The 18945-nt window shown below is 44.8% G+C and carries 12 protein-coding genes and 1 tRNA gene; 5 read left to right on the forward strand and 8 right to left on the reverse strand.

The window, feature by feature from the left end:
- Position 1: 1 nt before the first annotated feature.
- The 3 genes from QVD32_RS02025 to QVD32_RS02035 form a co-directional block, all read right to left on the reverse strand.
- Positions 2-1981 carry an LTA synthase family protein gene (locus QVD32_RS02025; protein WP_021891552.1) on the reverse strand — a complete coding sequence of 660 codons (1980 nt, stop codon included), beginning with the start codon at positions 1979-1981 and terminating at the stop codon, positions 2-4.
- 164 nt (positions 1982-2145) lie between these two features.
- Positions 2146-2859, reverse strand: a complete 714-nt coding sequence (locus QVD32_RS02030) for a DUF5715 family protein (protein ID WP_040296270.1) — start codon at positions 2857-2859, stop codon at positions 2146-2148.
- A gap of 23 nt (positions 2860-2882) precedes the next feature.
- On the reverse strand, positions 2883-3494 hold the full coding sequence (locus tag QVD32_RS02035; protein WP_008862803.1) for a SagB/ThcOx family dehydrogenase: 612 nt from the start codon (positions 3492-3494) through the stop codon (positions 2883-2885).
- Positions 3495-3663: 169 nt separating this feature from the next.
- Here QVD32_RS02035 and QVD32_RS02040 point away from each other — a divergent pair, with 169 nt between their 5' ends.
- The 5 genes from QVD32_RS02040 to QVD32_RS02060 all read left to right on the forward strand — a co-directional run bounded on the left by QVD32_RS02040 (position 3664) and on the right by QVD32_RS02060 (position 11893).
- Positions 3664-4908: an Lnb N-terminal periplasmic domain-containing protein gene (locus QVD32_RS02040; protein WP_021891551.1), complete on the forward strand. Its 1245-nt coding sequence runs from the start codon at positions 3664-3666 to the stop codon at positions 4906-4908.
- Positions 4898-6481, forward strand: a complete 1584-nt coding sequence (locus tag QVD32_RS02045; protein ID WP_021891550.1) for an alkaline phosphatase family protein — start codon at positions 4898-4900, stop codon at positions 6479-6481. Before QVD32_RS02040 ends, QVD32_RS02045 begins: the two co-directional genes overlap by 11 nt.
- 103 nt (positions 6482-6584) lie before the next feature.
- Positions 6585-9890 carry a preprotein translocase subunit SecA gene (gene secA / locus QVD32_RS02050; RefSeq protein WP_008862800.1) on the forward strand — a complete coding sequence of 1102 codons (3306 nt, stop codon included), beginning with the start codon at positions 6585-6587 and terminating at the stop codon, positions 9888-9890.
- A gap of 1110 nt (positions 9891-11000) precedes the next feature.
- Positions 11001-11615: a hypothetical protein gene (locus QVD32_RS02055; protein ID WP_021891546.1), complete on the forward strand. Its 615-nt coding sequence runs from the start codon at positions 11001-11003 to the stop codon at positions 11613-11615.
- The gene (locus tag QVD32_RS02060; RefSeq protein ID WP_021891545.1) at positions 11609-11893 is read left to right on the forward strand and encodes a winged helix-turn-helix domain-containing protein; all 285 of its coding nucleotides are present in this window, start codon (positions 11609-11611) and stop codon (positions 11891-11893) included. Before QVD32_RS02055 ends, QVD32_RS02060 begins: the two co-directional genes overlap by 7 nt.
- Before the next feature lie 87 nt (positions 11894-11980).
- On the opposite strand, the gene trxA is transcribed toward QVD32_RS02060, so the two are convergent.
- The 5 genes from trxA to QVD32_RS02085 all read right to left on the reverse strand — a co-directional run bounded on the left by trxA (position 11981) and on the right by QVD32_RS02085 (position 18899).
- Positions 11981-12295 (reverse strand): thioredoxin, encoded by a 315-nt coding sequence (trxA, locus tag QVD32_RS02065; protein ID WP_008862796.1) that lies wholly within the window; start codon positions 12293-12295, stop codon positions 11981-11983.
- A gap of 78 nt (positions 12296-12373) precedes the next feature.
- Positions 12374-16255 (reverse strand): DNA polymerase III subunit alpha, encoded by a 3882-nt coding sequence (dnaE, locus tag QVD32_RS02070; RefSeq protein ID WP_118686956.1) that lies wholly within the window; start codon positions 16253-16255, stop codon positions 12374-12376.
- 225 nt (positions 16256-16480) lie between these two features.
- A complete protein-coding gene (locus tag QVD32_RS02075; RefSeq protein WP_118686955.1) occupies positions 16481-17653 on the reverse strand; it encodes a M24 family metallopeptidase in 1173 nt (390 codons plus the stop codon).
- Between the two features lie 2 nt (positions 17654-17655).
- Entirely contained in the window at positions 17656-18309 is a 654-nt protein-coding gene (locus QVD32_RS02080; protein ID WP_118686954.1) for an HAD family hydrolase, read from the reverse strand.
- A 518-nt stretch (positions 18310-18827) separates the two neighbouring features.
- Positions 18828-18899: transfer RNA gene (locus QVD32_RS02085), tRNA-Arg, on the reverse strand.
- Positions 18900-18945 lie beyond the last annotated feature (46 nt).

Consider the following 18945-nt stretch of genomic DNA (forward strand, 5'->3'; position numbering starts at 1 on the left):
TTTAACGGGGTTGATAACCTATATATTTCCCTGTGAGGTTGTTGCTCATGAGGTATTGTGCGGTTTGAAGCATGGAGAAGGCATATTCCCGCAGTTCTTGGCAGACGGCAGGATTGTCGATATTGCCCCCCTTTTCGATAGCTCTTTCTTGCGAGAGCAACCACTCTTGGTTTTCTTTGGGTTTATAGATATAGAACAGTGAATCGTTCACGCATCCGATAGCATCGTCGGAGGTAAAGAATGCCGCTTTACGTTTTTCTTGCAGGAGGTTTACTCCGAATCCGTTGTCGGTATAGTCTATGTTCAGCAAACCCAATACGGTGGGAGCTATATCCACTTGTCCGCCGAGGTCTTCTATCTGTCGGGGTTCGATAAATGAAGGCGAATAAATGAAAAGTGGCACATGGTTGAAACTGAGCGGCATATCGCTGCGGGGAGTACCCACGATTTTCCCGTGGTCACCGACGAAGACAAATATCGTGTTGTCGAACCATTCCTGTTGTTTCGCTTCATCGATAAATTCCTTTAAAGCATGATCGGCGAATTCGACGATTCGATGTTCGTCGGTACTACTGTGTGTCTTGAAATCTTTGGGAATAACATACGGCGGGTGGTTGCTGATGCTTAACAATACAGCGAAAAAGGGTTGCCCCTCGTCGGCAGTTTCTGTGAGAATGGGCAGGGCGTATTGGTATAGGAAATCGTCTTGGACACCGAAACTGTTGACTACTTTGTCTTTCGGATAGTCCTCTTGTGCAAAGATGCGGTCGAAACCATTGGTTCGCAGATAGCCGTTCATGTTATCATACTGCGACTCATGAGTCATGAAAAAAAGCGTACGGTATCCGTTATCTTGTAAAATGGTGGGTAGTCCGGCGAAGAAAGGAATAACGGCTCCTTTCATGGAATTCCGTTTCATCAGAGCCGGATAGGAATACAAGACGGAGTGTATGGCATGGTTGGTATGAGTTCCCGCCGAGAAAAATCGATTGAAGCAAAGCGACCGGACGGCTATTGAATCGAGAAACGGGGTGAGGTGCTCGGGATTACCGAAGTGCCCCAGTAATTCGGCCGACATCGATTCCATGAAAACGAGGACTACGTTTTTGCTGCTGGGTTGTCCCGGATTTTCTATTTTTCGGGCAATGGGCGATATGTCGGGAAGCGAGTCCGTGATATTCAGTTCTCTGCGAACCGTAGAGATCGCCTCTTTCTCGTCCATCAAATCGATTTCCCGATTTTCCGATTTGGAAGCCTCTAACGAACTGCGCAATAAATTGAACGAGGGGCTTATACCCAATTGGTTCAAAAATGTATTATTGCAATAATAGGCTGCACTTACTTTGATAGGGTTGTATCCCATGCGTCCGCGTATGCCGAATAAACATACTCCTATTAGAAGAGTCGAGCAAAGGAGTGTAAGCAGCTCGGGTTTCCAATGAAATTTTTCGGCAGATACTCTTTGTATATCGCGACAAGTCCGATGTAATAATATTCGGGAGAGAAAGACGAAAAGGAAAGAGAGACACAGAAACAAGACGAATGCGACGATATAGGAGAACTCACCGAACATAAGTCCCAATGTCGTTCCGGTGTAGCCGAACCAGTTGAAAATGGAAGCGTTGATGTGTTTGAAGAAGTAAGCGAAATAAGGTATATCGGCAGCCGATATGGCGAACGCCACGACGTAAAAGACCGAGAAAAAGATATGGATTCCCCGGTACAGGTTTTTACCGAAATATCCTATCAGGGAACAGAGCGAGACGATAACGAGCGGCAGAATCGATATATAACAGGCTACGACATTGTCGAGCCACAATCCCCGGACGAATGCTTCGAGACGGGTGAATACCGAAATTTCTTCGTCCATGAGATATTCGTACCCTTGTAGGAAGAGGATCAGACGGAATGCCGTAAAGAGAATGAGTCCCAACACATGTATCGAAATCAGATAGCGCAGGGCATATAAATATCGTTTCATCGGTCGATTATTGTTAAACGCCTCAAAGATACGGAAAGGTGAGTGCAGAGACAAACGAAAATCTTGTTTCCGATTTGGCTATGCCGAACCGCATCGTATCTTCGTTGTGACAAAGATAATAATTTTTCACGAAAGGCCGGTCGATTGTACGGTTGTCGTTTGATTTATCTCGCCGTAATGTGGAAACAGCCTTGGCGTATTTCGTATTTGATGTAGCATTTGTGTTCTTTGCGTAAATCGTACAGAACCTCGCCGAGTAAAATTCGTAGTCGGTCGGAGGGTACGAAATAGGTCGAGTCGGTTACGTTGTATCGATTGTAGGCTATGTCGAAAGTCGTGCCGTAACGGTGTGCCGAGTTTTCGCTGGCGTTTGTATTTCGCCGGCGTAACGACTTTATCGATTCATCGGAACGCAATGCGCTGGTGAGAATAATTTGTCTTCCTCCCGAACCTCGGTTCGTTAACGAGTCTTGGAAGTTTTTGCCTATCTTCATGAGCAACCATTTGGTTTTGGGAGTCAGATATGGGATCGAATGAGTCAGTTTATCGACGGTGTAGTATTCACAACTGTCTATTTTAGCAAGTTTCCAGAATCCCAAATTCCGGGCATCATCGAGCGATTCCAATGGCTCTATCCCGTTCTTTTTGGCAACAGCAAGATGTTTGTCGTTCAAGTCGTTGAATAGTTTGCGGAAACTGGAATATCGTACAGGACTCTTTTTCCAGCCGGTTGTGCGCGGTTGGGGTTGTTGTTTTACTTCGAATGTATCTATAAGAGAACTTTCCGGGTAATCAGATTCGACCTGTTTGCCTTTGCAACCAGATAAAAAAGACAGGAATATAACGATCGTAAAAAAGAGAAATGAGAACCGTCGCATGATGTAAGGTTTTTCCGGAGAAATCATTTAGCCGGATAGCCGACAGTCTGGGTCAATACTACTTTTTGTTTTTCGTTCAGCTTTAATATTTTTGCCAATTCATCGCCGTTGAACGAGCCGCGAACGACTGTACCCAAACCGACCGAGGCACAATAGAGATAAATGTTCTGGGAGATGAATCCGCAATCGACGAACATCATGTCGTTACCCGGCGCTTTTTCCAAATCGGCAGTAAAAATAATGTTGAGAGGCGCAGTGTGTACGAACGGTTGCATGCCTGCGTTTTCCCGGAAATCTCCTTTGGCGATTTCCGCCAGTTTATTCTGTTTGGCATCATAGAGATAGACCCCTTGTGCCGTGACGATATATAGTGAAATTTCTTGACGATTCATGGCCGAAGGCGCCGTACGCTTATCTTCTCGGTTGTATCCCCATGCCGCCCACAATAGGTTGGAAAGGGTTTGTGAGTCTATATTCTTTTGTGTATCGAAGTCGCGTGTCGAGGCGCGTTTGGAGAGAACCTGCAAGAGAGGTTCTCCGCCCTGTTTTTGCGGGGAGGGGAGTTTTATGTCTTGTGCAATCGAGAGTAAGCTGCTTGTTACGAATAGAGATAATAGTAAACCTTTGATTTTCATAATACTCTGTTTTGTGTTTCGAACAAAGATAAAAAATTATTCGGTAGAGTGTGGAAATAAAAATGTGAAATTTATCAAAGTCAAAGAAAATAAAAGAGTTACATACCGAGGTAATTAGATGGAAAGTTGTACTTTTACGCCGATTTTGCTGCAATAATGTGGAGTGTTTATGAAGAAGAAACTATGTATAATTCTGGGTTTTATTCTTGTGGCCTTGTTTTCCAACGAGAAAATACAAGCGCAGGAATCAAAACCGGGAATCTTGCCCGATACTTTACAAGTGAGTTTATTGACTTGCGGACCCGGAACGGAGGTGTATGAATTGTTCGGTCATACGGCGCTGCGGGTGAAACAGCAGAGACCCGGAGGTTTCGATTATGTTTTCAATTATGGCATGTTTAATTTCGATGTTCCCGGCTTTATCTGGCGGTTTACGAAAGGTGAAACCGATTATTGTTTAGGAATAAACGATTTTCCCGATTTCTTATTAAATTATCAGTTTCGGGAATCGAAGGTCGATGAACAGGTGTTGAACTTGACACCCATACAAAGCAGAGCCTTATTCGAGGCTCTGTTGGTTAATGCCATGCCTCAGAACCGGGTTTACCGGTATAATTTCCTGTTCGATAATTGTGCTACCCGTCCTCGTAATATGGTAGAGATGGTATTGGATAACAAGGTGCGATATAAAGAGCCGGGGGAGTCTTTGCCTACTTTTCGCGAGGAGATAGACCGATATGCGGGTATTTGCCCGTGGTTGATTTTCGGTATCGACTTGGCATTGGGAAGCGGTTTGGATAGGCCGATGACTTATCGGGAACAAATGTTCGGTCCCGAAATATTAGAGAAAGCTTTTTCCGAGGCGGTCGTTCAAATGAGTCCCGACTCGGCGGCTGTCCCGTTGGTGAGCCGAACGGAGGTGCTGTACGATCCTGAGGTTCCGGCGTGTCCTCCCGAAACACCATTTTATTTGACGCCCCTTTTCGTCGCATGGTTGTTTTTCTTCTTTGTCGCGGCTGTGTCGGTATATGATATTTCCCGAAAAAGGTATTCCCGGGTATTCGATACAGTCTTGTTTTCGATTTACGGATTGAGCGGCTTAGTCGTGTTTTTCCTTATGTTCGTTTCTGTTCACCCGGCGACTTATCCCAACTATTCAGCGTTTTGGTTGCATCCCTTTTGGCTGTTGATGGCTCTTTTTATTTGGTTTAAATCTCTTAAAAGTATCGTTAGATACTATCATTTTGCTAACTTTGCAGGGTTGTTGTTATTTGTGGCCCTTTGGCACTGGATTCCACAACAGTTTAATGCCGCATTTTTTCCGTTAGTGTTGGTATTGGTAATTCGTTCGTTTACCTATTTGGCGGTATCCGTTCGTTTGAAAAAAACGGAGAAAAACAAAGATGAAAAATAAAGTATTAGCGACAATTCTCTTTTCTCTGCTGGTCGTACCGTTGGTGCAGTCTGCCGACAACAGTCCTCGTTTGGTGGTGGGTATTACGGTCGATCAACTGCGTACCGATTATTTGGAAGCCTTGCAACACCTTTTCGGGGAAAAGGGTTTTAAACGGTTGATGCGAGAGGGAGTTGTCTGTGAAAATTTGGTTTTCGATTTCCCGAATATCGATAAGGCTTCGGCAACGGCTACTCTGTATACGGGAACAACTCCGTTTTTTCATGGCATTCCGTCGGAGCGTTTTTTCAATACGGCATTTCTGCGGGAAGAGTTTATTCTGAACGACCCGTCCAAGATAGGGAATTATACCGATGAAACTTTTTCACCTGAACGTATTCGTACTTCGACGCTCAGCGACGAGGTAAAAATCGTGAGCGGAGGATTGGGACGCGTGTATGCGGTAGCGCCCGATGCACAGCAGTCTATTATCAGTGCGGGACATGCGGCTAATTGCGCTTTCTGGATTAACGATAGGAATGGCAAGTGGGCGACGACCACTTATTATCGTGATGTTCCCGCTTATGTCGAACAATTCAATTATGTGCGTTCTTTATCGGCTCGTATCGATACGCTTTCTTGGACTCCGGTTTATACGCCCGACCGTTATACGGCCATACCGTATCTGACGAATGATTTTTCTTTTAAACGAACTTTTGCCCGAGACGGCCGTGATAAGTTCGTGCAGTTTAAGACGACGGCTTTGGTTAATCAGGAGATTACCGATGTTGCCGTGGAGTTCTTGGATAAAGGACTTTTGGGACGCCGTGGTGTCCTCGATATGCTGAATGTCGGTTATACGGCCGGCGTGTATCTGAACAAGACCATACAGGACTACGGCTTGGAGTTGCAGGATACTTATGTGCGACTGGATAGGGATATAGCCCGTCTGCTCGATGAAATAGACAAGAAAGTGGGTCTTGCCAACACGGTCGTTTTTTTGACCTCTACGGGATATTTCAAGGGGGAGGCGAAAGAGTCGCCCATTTATAATATACCTTCGGGAGAATTTTATCCCCGGCGTGCAGTCTCATTGCTGAATGTTTATCTGATGGCTCTTTACGGCCAAGGAGATTGGGTGATAGGTTACCAGAATCGACAGATTTTCTTGAACCGGAAACTGATTAAGGAGCGTGATATCGATGCCGATGAAATGCGTAATCGGGCAGCTTCGTTTCTGATTCAGATGACGGGGGTACAAGACGTTTATACATCGCAACGTCTGTTGCTGAGTAATGGAACCGATCGTGTCGCCGCCATGCGAAACGGCTATTATCCCAAACTGTCGGGTGATCTCGTGCTGGATTTGTGTCCCGGTTGGGAGGTCGTCTATGAGGATGCGAACGATACCCGCGAATATGTTCGTGTCAATGCTGTTCCTGCACCGTGTTTTATTTTGGCACACGATGTGAAGCCGGTACGTATCACTTCTCCGGTGCGTGCGACGGCCATCGCTCCTACCGTTTCTCGCCTTTTGCGGATTCGTTCGCCGAATGGTTCGGCCGATGCTCCGCTTCCCGAAATACAATACTAATTCATTCCTTTTTGCGGAGTTAGCAAAATTTGCACTATTTTTGCAGGGTATGTTATACCTTTGCCTTATAGGTAATTTTTAACGAATAAAACAAATACTTTATATGGGATTTAATGATTTATTAAAAAAGCTGTTCGGTAATAAGTCGCAGCGCGATTTAAAAGAAATAGAGCCTTACATTCAGAAAATAAAGGCTATTTCGCCCGAACTTGAAAAATTGTCGAACGATGAGTTGCGTCACCGTATCGATGTGGTGAAACAACATATTCAGGATTCGGTGGCCGATGACCGTAAACGTATCGCCGAACTGAAAGAGCATGTAGAAACGCTCGATTACGATAAACGCGAGTCTACATGGGAAGAAATCGATAAAATCGAGAAAGAGATATTGAAAAAAATAGAAGATGTTCTCGACGAATCGCTTCCCGAAGTTTTCGCCGTGATGAAAGAGACGGCGCGTCGATTCAGCCAAAATGAAACTGTCGAGGTTACGGCAAATGATTTTGACCGGAGCTTGGCGGTAGACCATGATTTTATACATATCGAAGGCGACAAAGCTATTTATGCCAATCACTGGATGGCCGGTGGTAACGAGGTCGTTTGGGACATGGTACACTACGATGTGCAGCTGATCGGCGGTGTCGTGTTGCATAAGGGTAAAATCGCCGAGATGGCTACCGGTGAGGGTAAGACTCTGGTCGCTACGCTCCCTGTATTCTTGAATGCTTTGTCGGGCAATGGCGTACATGTGGTAACCGTGAACGACTACCTTTCGAAACGTGACTCCGAGTGGATGGGGCCTCTTTATATGTTCCACGGTTTGTCGGTGGATTGTATCGACAAGCACGAGCCGAACTCCGAAGCCCGTCGTAATGCATATAACGCCGATATTACATTCGGTACGAACAACGAATTCGGTTTCGACTACTTGCGTGACAATATGGCCAGCTCTCCGCTCGACTTGGTACAGCGCATGCACAACTATGCGATTGTCGATGAGGTCGACTCTGTGTTGATTGATGATGCACGTACGCCGTTGATTATATCCGGTCCTACCCCCAAAGGCGATGACCAGATGTTCGAGCAGTTCCAGCCCAAAGTGGAAGAATTGGTGAAGATGCAGCGAAACTTGGTTACGAAGTTGTTGGCCGAAGCCAAGATTAAGATAGCTTCTGATGATAAAAAGATTCGTGAGGAAGGAGCCGTACTGTTGTATCGTTGTTTCAAAGGATTACCTAAGAACGGGGCGCTTATCAAATATTTGAGCGAACCGGGTATTAAACCTTTGTTGCTCGAAACCGAGGCTATCTATATGGCAGATAACAACCGTCGTATGCCTGAGATTACGGACGACCTCTATTTTGTAATCGATGAAAAGAATAACGGTATCGATATGACCGACAAAGGTCTCGATGTGATGACCGGGAAATCGGACGATCCTAATTTCTTCGTATTGCCGAATATCAGCGAGCTGCTTTCCGACCTTGAAAATCAAGGACTTTCTCCCGAAGAAAAACAAGCCAAAAAAGACGGAATCTTGCAAGATTACGCGATCAAGGCCGAACGGGTTCATACGGTGAATCAGCTGTTAAAGGCATATACCCTTTTCGAATTAAACGACCAATATGTGGTAATCGACAATAAAGTGAAAATCGTCGATGAGCAAACGGGGCGTATCATGGAAGGCCGCCGCTACTCCGATGGTTTGCACCAAGCTATCGAGGCGAAAGAGCACGTTAAGGTAGAGGCTGCTACGCAGACTTTTGCGACGATTACATTGCAGAACTATTTCCGTATGTATCACAAGTTGGCCGGTATGACCGGTACTGCCGAGACCGAAGCCGGGGAGTTCTGGGATATTTATAAGCTCGATGTCGTGACGATTCCTACCAATAAGCCGGTAGCTCGTATCGATATGAACGACCGGGTATATAAAACCAAACGGGCGAAATACAACGCCGTCATCGAAGAAATCGTGAAAATGGTAGAAGCAGGTCGTCCTGTATTGGTAGGTACGACTTCGGTCGAAATATCGGAATTGTTGAGCCGTATGTTGACTTTGCGTAAGATTAAACACAATGTATTGAACGCCAAGTTGCACCAACGCGAGGCCGAGATCGTGGCACAAGCCGGACAAACAGGTACGGTCACGATCGCTACCAACATGGCCGGTCGTGGAACCGATATCAAGCTCTCGCCGGCCGTGCGTGAAGCCGGAGGTTTGGCGATTATCGGAACCGAGCGTCACGAATCCCGTCGTGTAGACCGTCAGTTGCGTGGTCGTGCCGGTCGTCAGGGAGACCCCGGTTCTTCGGTGTTCTTCGTTTCGTTCGAAGATACGGTTATGCGTCTGTTCGCTACCGATCGGGTAGTGAAAATGCTCGACCGCCTGGGTCTTAAAGAAGACGAGATGATCGAACACAATATGGTTTCCAAGTCCATCGAGAATGCCCAACGCCGGGTAGAGGAGAATAACTTCGGAATCCGTAAGCGATTGCTCGAATACGACGATGTGATGAATGCACAGCGTAATGTGATTTATACCAAGCGTCACCATGCTTTGATGGGAGAACGTATCGGCATCGATATTATGAATATGTTCTATGACACGATAGAGTCTTTGGCCGATACCTATGACGGTACGAGCGATTACGAAGACTTGTCGATGGAGATGTTCAAGATTTTTGCCGTGGAAATGCCTTTCGATGAGGAGAAATTCCGCTCCATGAAAAAGAGCGAAGTGATCGACAGCCTTTATGAGGCCGTTGTCGCTACCTTTAAGCGCAAAGGCGACCGTATGGCCGAGATTGCTCACATGAATATAAAACCGTTTGTGGAACAACGGGGACTATCCACGGGTATGATACGAGTGCCCATTACCGATGGCAAGCGTGTATTCGGTATCGCTTGCGATATAAACGAAGCCTATAAGAGCGAATCGCAATCGGTCGTTAAGCAATTCCAGAAAGCTGTGCTGCTTATGACGATCGACGAGGCTTGGAAGGAGCATCTTCGTGAGCTCGACCAATTGCGTCAATCTGTGCAAAATGCCAGCTACGAACAGAAAGACCCGCTGTTGATTTATAAACTCGAATCGTTCAATCTCTTCAAAGAGATGGTCGAGACGATGAACCGGAAAGCCATCGCTGTTCTCATGCGGGGACAGATTTATATTCAGGAACCGCAAGATGTGCGTGAAGCAGCTCCCGAACGAAGGGAAGATTACAGCAAGTATCGTACTCAAAAAGACGATTATCCCGGTCAGTCGGCACAGGCTGCCGCTGCGGCTGCTCCTCAACAGCCCCGGGTCACCGAGCCGATTAAGGCTGCACCACGTGTGGGGCGTAACGATCCTTGTCCTTGCGGTAGCGGTAAGAAATATAAAAATTGTCACGGGAAAGGACTTTAATATTCTTTTTGTGTTAGTAACAATGAAGGCGGTTCCTGCAAAGGAATCGCCTTTTTTATGAAATAGAGTCGGTGGTTTAGTGATTTAGTAAAAAATTCGTAAAGGGAAAACTTGAATTTTAGCGATGAGTCTCTTGTCGATAAACATATTCCGGACATTTCGGTGAAGGGTTGATTCTTGCTTAAATTTCTATACATCACCTGTGTTGCGGAGCCATATGAGAGAAACGGAGGAGCGGTAGCGACGAGGAGAGTGGTTAAAAAAGATAGTATATAGGATTTTTTGACTGTAAGGATTAATCTCCCTCACCCTACGGTATATTTCTTCGGAAACACCCCGTAATGCCACGGGACACGGCAGGGAGGAGTTTTGCGACATTCTTTTATCATGTAATTTTTGCCGGTAAGATAAAGAAGTATTCAACCTCCTCCTCTGTTCGTGCTGCGTTAGCAATAGGGGAGAGACCGAAGGAACAGTAGTTCCTGAGGAGAGAGGTTGAAAAGATTACCCAGAATTATTTTGATTGTGTTTTTTAACCCCTCCGTCACGTTGTGACGCCTCCCCTATATTTTGCTGAACAAAATACAGGGGAGGAGTTTAAATAACCCTCTATTCATTTGTGTCACTTCCCTTATGTTTTGCAAGGCAAAACATAAGGGAGAAGGCTTACTGCCCTTCTATCGCATTATTTATCGAATCGTAGCATTACGGGGTGTGGCGTTAGTCATATTAGGGAGGTGTCACGAAGTGACGGAGGGGGTTGAAAAGATTATCCATTAATTATCGACAGAACTGTTTTAGTTTCTCCTTTACTTATAAATCGAGATGAAAGAAATGTTTTGTACAAGCTGGATTTGTAAAATGTTTTAGTTGAAAAGAGCGAAATCTCTTTTCTTCTCTTATCTATTAGAGTATGGAAAATTGTATAACAGAGAAGGTCTGTTGTCTCTCTTGCCAATGAAAAATATATCATAATAAAAATTTTTTAGAAAATTATTTGGTTTATAATATAAACCGATTTATATTTGTGCTGTAATTATAGCATGAAAAGAGAGTATATAGCTATATAGTTTATAAAATAAACCAATTTGTAAATCTAAAAATCGACTTATGGAAGAACAGAAAATGAATGAGAAAGAGAGTTTGGAACTCATCGCTCAGATGATTCGAGTTACAAAACAAAGCATCGGGAGTGGCTGTGGAAATAAATTTTTGATGTATGGCTATACGGCTGCTATTCTGTCGATCGTTATCTATGCTTTGGTTTACTTTACGGGAAACAGTGCGTGGAGTGCCGGGTGGTTCTTGATGTTTTTGCCATTTCTTGTCAGTAGCGTACGGGAGAAAAGAAATAGGCCGAAAGTAGTGACTTATACCGACCGCATGATCAACGAAACATGGAGAGTCATAGGAGCATTGTTTGTACTTACTGTCTTGACGATGATCGTATTGGGGTTTGTTATCGGTCGTGTCAATTTCGGGTTGATGATGCCGTTGGCTTTGTTGTATTGTGGTATGGGTACGTCGATTACCGGTCTGGTTATCAAGGAATCCAGCCTTACTTATTTCCCGTTGCTCGCGCTTGTCACGGCTATTTATATGTTTATGACTATGCCTTCTTTACATACGCCTATGGTGTGGCAGCTCTATTTCGGGGGATCGTTTGTCGTCGTGATGATTGTTCCGGGACATATTCTTAATGCAAAGTGTAAAAAGATATGTTGAAAGAATTAGATCCATTGTTACACTCGCAGTTGAGGTTGGCTGTCATGTCGATTCTCTTGTCGGTAGATGAGGCGGATTTTGTTTATCTGAAAGAAAAGACCGGGTCGACTTCCGGAAACCTGAGTGTGCAGATAGATAAATTATCGGCAGCCGAATATATTCGGGTCAGGAAAGAATTTGTCGGTAAGAAAACAAGGACATCGTGCCAAATAACCGAAAAAGGAAGGGAGGCTTTCGAAGCTTATGTAAATACTTTGAAAGAGTATCTTAACTGGTAAAGAACTATTCTCTATTCCAAGACAAAGAAACCCCTCGCCTTGTATTCATATAGGCAAGGGGTTTATGCGATTTCCTTTTCGGATTTTTTACAGCAGTGCTTTGATTTTAGCTTCCAAATCGGCTTTCGAAGCAGAACCGACATGTTTGTCCACTAGTTTACCCTCTTTGAAAAAGAGCAAGGTGGGGATATTGCGAATACTGTATTCTGCACTTAAATCGGCGTCATCGTCAACATTGTATTTCCCGATTATCACTTTGCCTTCATATTCTTCTGCAAGTTCGTCTACCGAAGGTGCGATTGCGCGACAAGGGCCGCACCATTCCGCCCAAAAATCGATAACTACCGGTTTGCCGGAGGCAATCAATTCTTTTGCATTTTCATCATTGATTTTCAATGCCATAATTTTATTTTTTACTGTTTTATTGTTTCAATTTATTTTACAACAAAAGTAGGTAATCTCTGGTTGAGTCGCAAACGATTATTCATTTATTTTGAAAGAGACCTCGTCGTTCTCGCTTAAAAAATCGATGAGTTCTTCCGTTATCGTCGGTTTGCGCCTCGATCTCAGCCGTACCGATTTATCCAACTCCGAGTCGTATATTTTGAAACTCAATTCTGCCTTGTGCTGGTGTGCCGGGGGCATAAATTCGGAAAGTGTCTGTATGAATCCGTTTTTTACCAATCGGGCCGGTAGCTCGATTGTGATGGAATTAAGTAAAGTACCTTTTAATTCGGATAGTAGCTTTATCTCCAAAATTTTCAAATCGATACGGCCGGGGGTGAATTTCGATGGTTGACAGCGTGCCCTTATCCACACGAAAGTTCCGTTATTGGCTCCATACTTTCCGTAGTCTATGAAGTCTTGGCCGAATAAAGGTATATCTTCGGCTCCCGAATAGTCTTCTATTTTAAGGAAGCCATATTGGCCGCCTCTTTTCCCGATTCCCGTTCGGTAGTCGACAACCACTCCTCCGAATGTCAACTCTTTATTTAAGAGGGATTCTCGGTCTTTCAAATCGGTCATGCGGGTATTGCAGCCGTACAATAATTCCAATTTATAGGCATCGAGCGGGTGTGCCGAGAGGTACATGCCAACGAGCTCTCTTTCCTTGTCCAAACGCTCGATGTCGGAGAGAGGCACGCCCCGTGGGATTTCGGGCGGGGTCGTTACGATGGGAGCTACGCTTCCGAATAAAGACGTAGCTTGGGACATTTTGTCGTTTTGTACTTTTACACCGTAACGTACCAATGTTTCTAAGAAAATTTCTCCTTTGCTGTTCAATGCAGTGAAATCTTCCCGATGAATTTCTTTGAATGAATCGAAGGCTCCGGATATAGCCAATGACTCTATCGTTTTTTTACCACAAGCCGAAAGATTGACTCGTTCCACAAAGTCGAATATTCCCTTATACGGGCCGTTGGCTTCGCGCTCTTTGACAATGGCTTGTACCGCCGAGTCGCCGACTCCCTTGATTGCTCCTAATCCGAAACGGATATTCCCTTTCTTGTTTACCGAGAACTTATACTGGCTTTCGTTGACATCGGGACCTAAAACTTGAATCTTCATGGATTTGCACTCGTCCATGAATTTCGTGATTTCCGTGATGTTATTGAGGTTTCGACTCAACACTGCCGCCATATATTCAGATGGATAGTTGGCTTTCAGATATGCCGTTTGGAACGCTACCCATGAGTAGCATGTGGCATGGCTTTTATTGAAAGCATAGGAAGCGAATTTCTCCCAGTCGGCCCATATTTTTTCGAGTACTTCTTTTTTATGTCCGTTTTTCTCGCCGCCCGAAATGAAAAGGGGCTTCAACGCATCCAGTTTATCTTTCAGTTTTTTACCCATCGCTTTACGCAATCCGTCGGATTGACCGCGTGTGAAATTGGCGAGCAAACGGGAGAGCAACATGACCTGCTCTTGATATACCGTAATTCCGTAAGTATCTTTTAGATACTTTTCCATGATAGGAATATCGTACACGATAGGTTCTTTCCCATGCTTGCGGGCGATGAATTGCGGTATGTATTCCATAGGTCCCGGACGATAAAGAGCGTTCATGGCGATGAGGTCTTCGAACGTCGTGGGATGCAGTTCCCTCAGATATTTTTGCATACCGGCGGACTCGAACTGGAATGTTCCGGTCGTCCGTCCGGCACTGTATAATTCGTACGTCTTGGGGTCGTCGATAGGAATAGAGTCGATATCGAGGTCTATGTGACGAGTTTGGCGAATATTCTCGACGGCTTCTTTGATAATGGATAGTGTTTTTAATCCCAAAAAGTCCATTTTTATCAAGCCGGTATCTTCTATAACGCTGCCTTCATATTGGGTAACGAGCATTTTCTCTCCGGTCTCTTTATCGTCGGCCGTACTCACCGGAACCCAATCGGTTATATCGTCACGCCCGATGATAACGCCACAGGCATGAACGCCGGTATTACGCACGTTTCCTTCGAGCATTTGGGCATACTTCATCGTATTGGCCAATAGTTCGTTACTCGAATTGCAAGCCTCCTGCAATTCTTTCACGTTCTCGATGCAATTTTTCAGGTTTATTTTCTGGGCTTTCCCGTTCTTTTCGGGTAAACGGTCGGGAATCAAGCGAGTCAAACGATCCGATTCGGGCAACGGTAGTTTTTGGACACGGGCTACATCTTTAATCGCCAATTTTGTAGCCATCGTACCATAGGTGATGATATGCGCCACTTTTTCGGCTCCGTATTTTTCAGTTACCCATTGCAATACCCGCCCACGACCGTCGTCGTCGAAGTCCACATCGATATCGGGCAAGGAAATACGGTCGGGATTAAGGAAGCGTTCGAATAGCAAATCGTATTTCAGAGGGTCTATCTGCGTAATTTTCAAACAATAAGCGACAACTGAACCGGCGGCTGAACCACGTCCTGGACCGACCGAGACATCGAGTTCTCTGCGGGCTGCATTGATGAAATCCTGTACAATGAGGAAGTAACCCGGAAAACCCATCGTTTTCATGATATGAAGTTCGAAAGTGATTCGCTCCATAATTTCGTCGGATAGTTCCTCTCCGTATCGTTCGTGCGCTCCTTTGAAAGTCAATTCTTTCAGGTAATCGGCTTCCAACTTGATACGATACAGTTTGTCGTAACCGCCCAAATTTTCTATTTTCTTGTGTGCTGCGGCTTCGTCCAAAACGACATTCCCGTTTTCGTCCCGAGTGAATTCGTTGAATAAATCTTCTTCGGTAAATTTTTTCCGATACTCTTCTTCTGTACCGAAGTTTTCGGGAATCGGGAAAGTGGGCATCAAAGGCGGGTGGTCGATGGAATAAAACTCTACCTTATCGAGAATTTCCAACGTATTGGATAGAGCCTCGGGCACATCGGAGAAGATGTCGTTCATCTCCTGTTGGGTCTTTAACCACTCTTGTTTGGTATATAGCATGCGATTGGGGTCGTCCAAATCTTTACCCGTACTCAAACAAATGAGGCGGTCGTGTGCTTCTGCATTTTCTTCTTCCACGAAATGAACGTCGTTGGTACATACCAGTTTGATTCCATGCTTGCGAGAGAACTCTATCAGCCGATCGTTCACTACTTGTTGCAGCGGATATGTTTCGTGGTTGGCTCTCGGTACGGTAGCTTTGTGGCGTTGTAATTCGAGGTAATAATCTTCTCCGAAGATATTCTTGAACCATAGGATAGCCTCCTCGGCTCCTTGAATATCGCCGGTAAGGATTCTTCTCGGAATCTCTCCACCCAGACATGCAGAGCAAACAATCAGCCCTTCGTGATATTTTTCGAGTTCGTATTTGTCGGTACGGGGACGGGAATAAAATCCGTCGGTCCAGCCTTTCGATACCAATTTGACCAGATTGTGATAACCTTTCAGGTTCTTTGCAAGGACAACCAAGTGGTAACCACCCTCGTCGACGGCTCCCCGACGAATAGAAAAGCCCTCGACCTCGTTAACTACGGTAGTACGTATTTCCCTCGGTGTGGCTTCCTTGTCGGTAAGCCGGCGACGGGCTACGTACATTTCACACCCGAATATCGGCTTGAATATTTTGGCTTCGAGTTTTGCCTTTTCTTCTTGCAGGGAGGCCAATTCTTTTTCTTTGTCTTCTACCTCTTCCGCACCGCTTTCGATGGCTTCGATTCGTTTCTGTACACCTTTAATGGCATCTTTTGTTGCTCCGTTTTTCTTTTTTACCAGATTGAAAAACTCTTTTATCCCGAACATATTACCGTGGTCGGTCAATGCCAAACCTTTCATTCCGTCGCGTATAGCCTTATCGACCAATGCCGGAATCGAAGCCTGACCGTCAAGAATAGAATATTGGGAGTGAACGTGCAGATGAATAAAGGGTTGCATAAACAGATAAAATTTAGTTTCAGGGGCTTAAAGTTACGAAGTTATTCGCAGAGAAAAAAGGGCACAACGATAGAAAATCGGCGGGGTTACATCTTTATCCTTTACCCTCGTTCCTATTTTTATAGAGCGGGGATAACGGATAATGCATTTTAACCTTCTCCACTACGCACTATAAGTGCGATAGGGGAGGTGTCATGAAATGACGGAAGGGTTCAAAAAGATATTTTACGATAAAGATACTATTTCTATCGGAGCGTTCGTAATGGCCTTCATGCCTTCGGGTGTGACCGTATAGGTATCTTCGATTCCAACAGCGCCTACATGGGGTATGACAAATTTCGGTTCAAGAGCTATGACTTGATTCCCTTCTAAAATATCTTTCGAGCGCGGAGCTAAGACCGGAGCTTCGTTGACTTCGATACCTACACCGTGTCCGATAAATCCGGCCTTCTGGGTATGTCCCATAAAGTAATTTTCCAATCCGGCCTCTTTTGCTATCGAAATCGCTAGATTATATAAGTCGGCCGCCTTTACGCTCGGTTTACCCATTTGGCTTACAGCACGATGAATATCGATGGAACATTGGTGGGCTCGATGAGCTAGGTCGGGTAATTCCCCCACCGAATAGACTCGGGTCATGTCAGTCATGTATCCGGTGAAATTGCCACACATGTCTATCATCACAGCCATGCCCGGACGAATGAGCGAACCATTGCAACCTACCGGTATCGAGCAACTCAATCCGGCTCCTCCCATAGCAAAATCGTACGGTGTGGGAGTATCTGCATTATCGCCGCAAATGACATTGCCCATGAAAATCTCCATGCTTTGTCCATTTATTCTGAAAAGCCCCAGATTTCCGTGCAACCGCAACAAGCGTTCTATTTCTATCTGTAATTCGATATCGGTCATTCCGTTATGATAGACCGATTCGATACGATGATATACTTCGGCATGTTTCACGGCGGACTCGTGCAATAACCCCAATTCGTAATCGGTTTTTACCGAACGAACTTTCCGCATGACAGCCGAGCCGTTCGTTATTTCTGCATCGGGAAATACGGCGGATAACCGTGTGAAATCGCCGTGAGATGCATCCCACTCGATTGCGAGTTTGCGGGGAAGTGGTAGTCCTATTTCGGTGAGTAAAGCCGGAATTTGTTCGGGTTTATGGATATAATGAACATTTTCTCCTTTCAACCCTATGGGACGGCGAACGAAATAAATCGCTTCACCCTCCGAAGGTATATAGGTATAACCGTTGAATACCCGGCCCGAAGAATAGTATAGATTGGCGTTCGTATTCAACAAAACGGCATCGGCATTTATCGACTGTAATACCGACTGTACTCTCTTCCACCGTAACGAAGACTCGGGTTGAAAATTACTCGAATACATTTTTATTTAAGTTTTAAGAAGAAATTGGTAAAATCTTCGAACGAATCGAATGCTAATTCATAATCATCAGTGTGTCCGAATCCGTAACGGGCATATACGAACGGTAGTCCTGCCCGATGAGTTTCCCGCCCGTCGGCTTCTATATCGCCCATATAGAGGGGGTGTTGCAGATGATATTTTTCTTTCAGTAATAACATGTTGTCACCCTTGGGTTTATGTGTGTCGCCGAATGAAATGGCCTCGGTGATGAAAGGGGTTATCCCGATACAAGACATGAAAATAGGTAAAGTATGGGTGTCGCAATTACTGACTAAAAACAATTTGTATTTCGAGGAGAGTTGTTCCAATCCAGAAACCACGCCGGGATAGGGTGTACCGCCGTAACGGGACAATAATTCGGGTTCATGTTTCGCTAACTCTTTTGAGAAACGGTTTGCCTCTTCGTTTTTGATTTCTGGAAAGAGGTTTGCCAAAATCTTAGGAATAGGAATACCGATGTTACCGATGAGGCTTTCCCTCGTGATGTGAACTTCTTTTCCTGCTCGCAGAAATACTTCGTTCCAAATGCGGGCATATGTGTCTACTGCATCCCACAGGGTTCCGTCCATATCGAAAATTAATCCATCTGTACGGCTCCAATCTATTTTATTTTCCATAGTGCAAAGATAGTGTAAGCCGAGAGAAGGACAAAATGAGCTTGTCTATTTTTCGTATCGAATCATAGTCGGTTTCAAACTACAAAATTCAGATGAATAAAAACAGAAAGAAGGTGAATATAAAAGAAAAAAGTTAGGCTTGTCGATATTTAGTGGGGATATCGGCTCAGTAGGAAATTAATGAAGATTGTCCGTTTATGCGTCTGATCCCTCCATCAAAGATTATATAATCTTTTCAACTTCCTCCGTCCTGCGGATATCTCTTCTATATGGCTAACGTGACACCCTGTAATGCTACGACACGGCAGGGGAGAAGGACGAACACGATCCATCTCATTCGATAAATAATGCGATAAAAGGGTATTCAACCTCCTCCCCTGTGTTTTGTTCAGCAAAATATAGGGGAGGTGTCCGTAGGACGGAGGGGTTAAAAAACACAATCAAAATAATTCTGGGTAATCTTATGTATTTTCGATAAAACAAACAGCCTATCTGTTACAGATAGGCTGTTTGCGTTGTACACCCGTGGGGAGTCGAACCCCAATCGAAGGAACCGGAATCCTTTATTCTATCCATTGAACTACGGGTGCCGATATAAAAAAGCTAGATTGTTTCTACTCAAAAATGAGAAACAAT

This window comes from Barnesiella sp., assembly GCF_022723415.1.
GTDB lineage: Bacteria > Bacteroidota > Bacteroidia > Bacteroidales > Barnesiellaceae > Barnesiella > Barnesiella intestinihominis.

Coding starts and splice junctions, on each gene's coding strand:
- QVD32_RS02030 (WP_040296270.1), bottom strand. CDS start 2,859: ATGCGACGGTTCTCATTTCTCTTTTTTACGATCGTTATATTCCTGTCT.
- QVD32_RS02045 (WP_021891550.1), top strand. CDS start 4,898: ATGAAAAATAAAGTATTAGCGACAATTCTCTTTTCTCTGCTGGTCGTA.
- QVD32_RS02025 (WP_021891552.1), bottom strand. CDS start 1,981: ATGAAACGATATTTATATGCCCTGCGCTATCTGATTTCGATACATGTG.
- secA (WP_008862800.1), top strand. CDS start 6,585: ATGGGATTTAATGATTTATTAAAAAAGCTGTTCGGTAATAAGTCGCAG.
- QVD32_RS02035 (WP_008862803.1), bottom strand. CDS start 3,494: ATGAAAATCAAAGGTTTACTATTATCTCTATTCGTAACAAGCAGCTTA.
- QVD32_RS02075 (WP_118686955.1), bottom strand. CDS start 17,653: ATGTATTCGAGTAATTTTCAACCCGAGTCTTCGTTACGGTGGAAGAGA.
- QVD32_RS02055 (WP_021891546.1), top strand. CDS start 11,001: ATGGAAGAACAGAAAATGAATGAGAAAGAGAGTTTGGAACTCATCGCT.
- QVD32_RS02060 (WP_021891545.1), top strand. CDS start 11,609: ATGTTGAAAGAATTAGATCCATTGTTACACTCGCAGTTGAGGTTGGCT.
- QVD32_RS02040 (WP_021891551.1), top strand. CDS start 3,664: ATGAAGAAGAAACTATGTATAATTCTGGGTTTTATTCTTGTGGCCTTG.
- QVD32_RS02080 (WP_118686954.1), bottom strand. CDS start 18,309: ATGGAAAATAAAATAGATTGGAGCCGTACAGATGGATTAATTTTCGAT.
- dnaE (WP_118686956.1), bottom strand. CDS start 16,255: ATGCAACCCTTTATTCATCTGCACGTTCACTCCCAATATTCTATTCTT.
- trxA (WP_008862796.1), bottom strand. CDS start 12,295: ATGGCATTGAAAATCAATGATGAAAATGCAAAAGAATTGATTGCCTCC.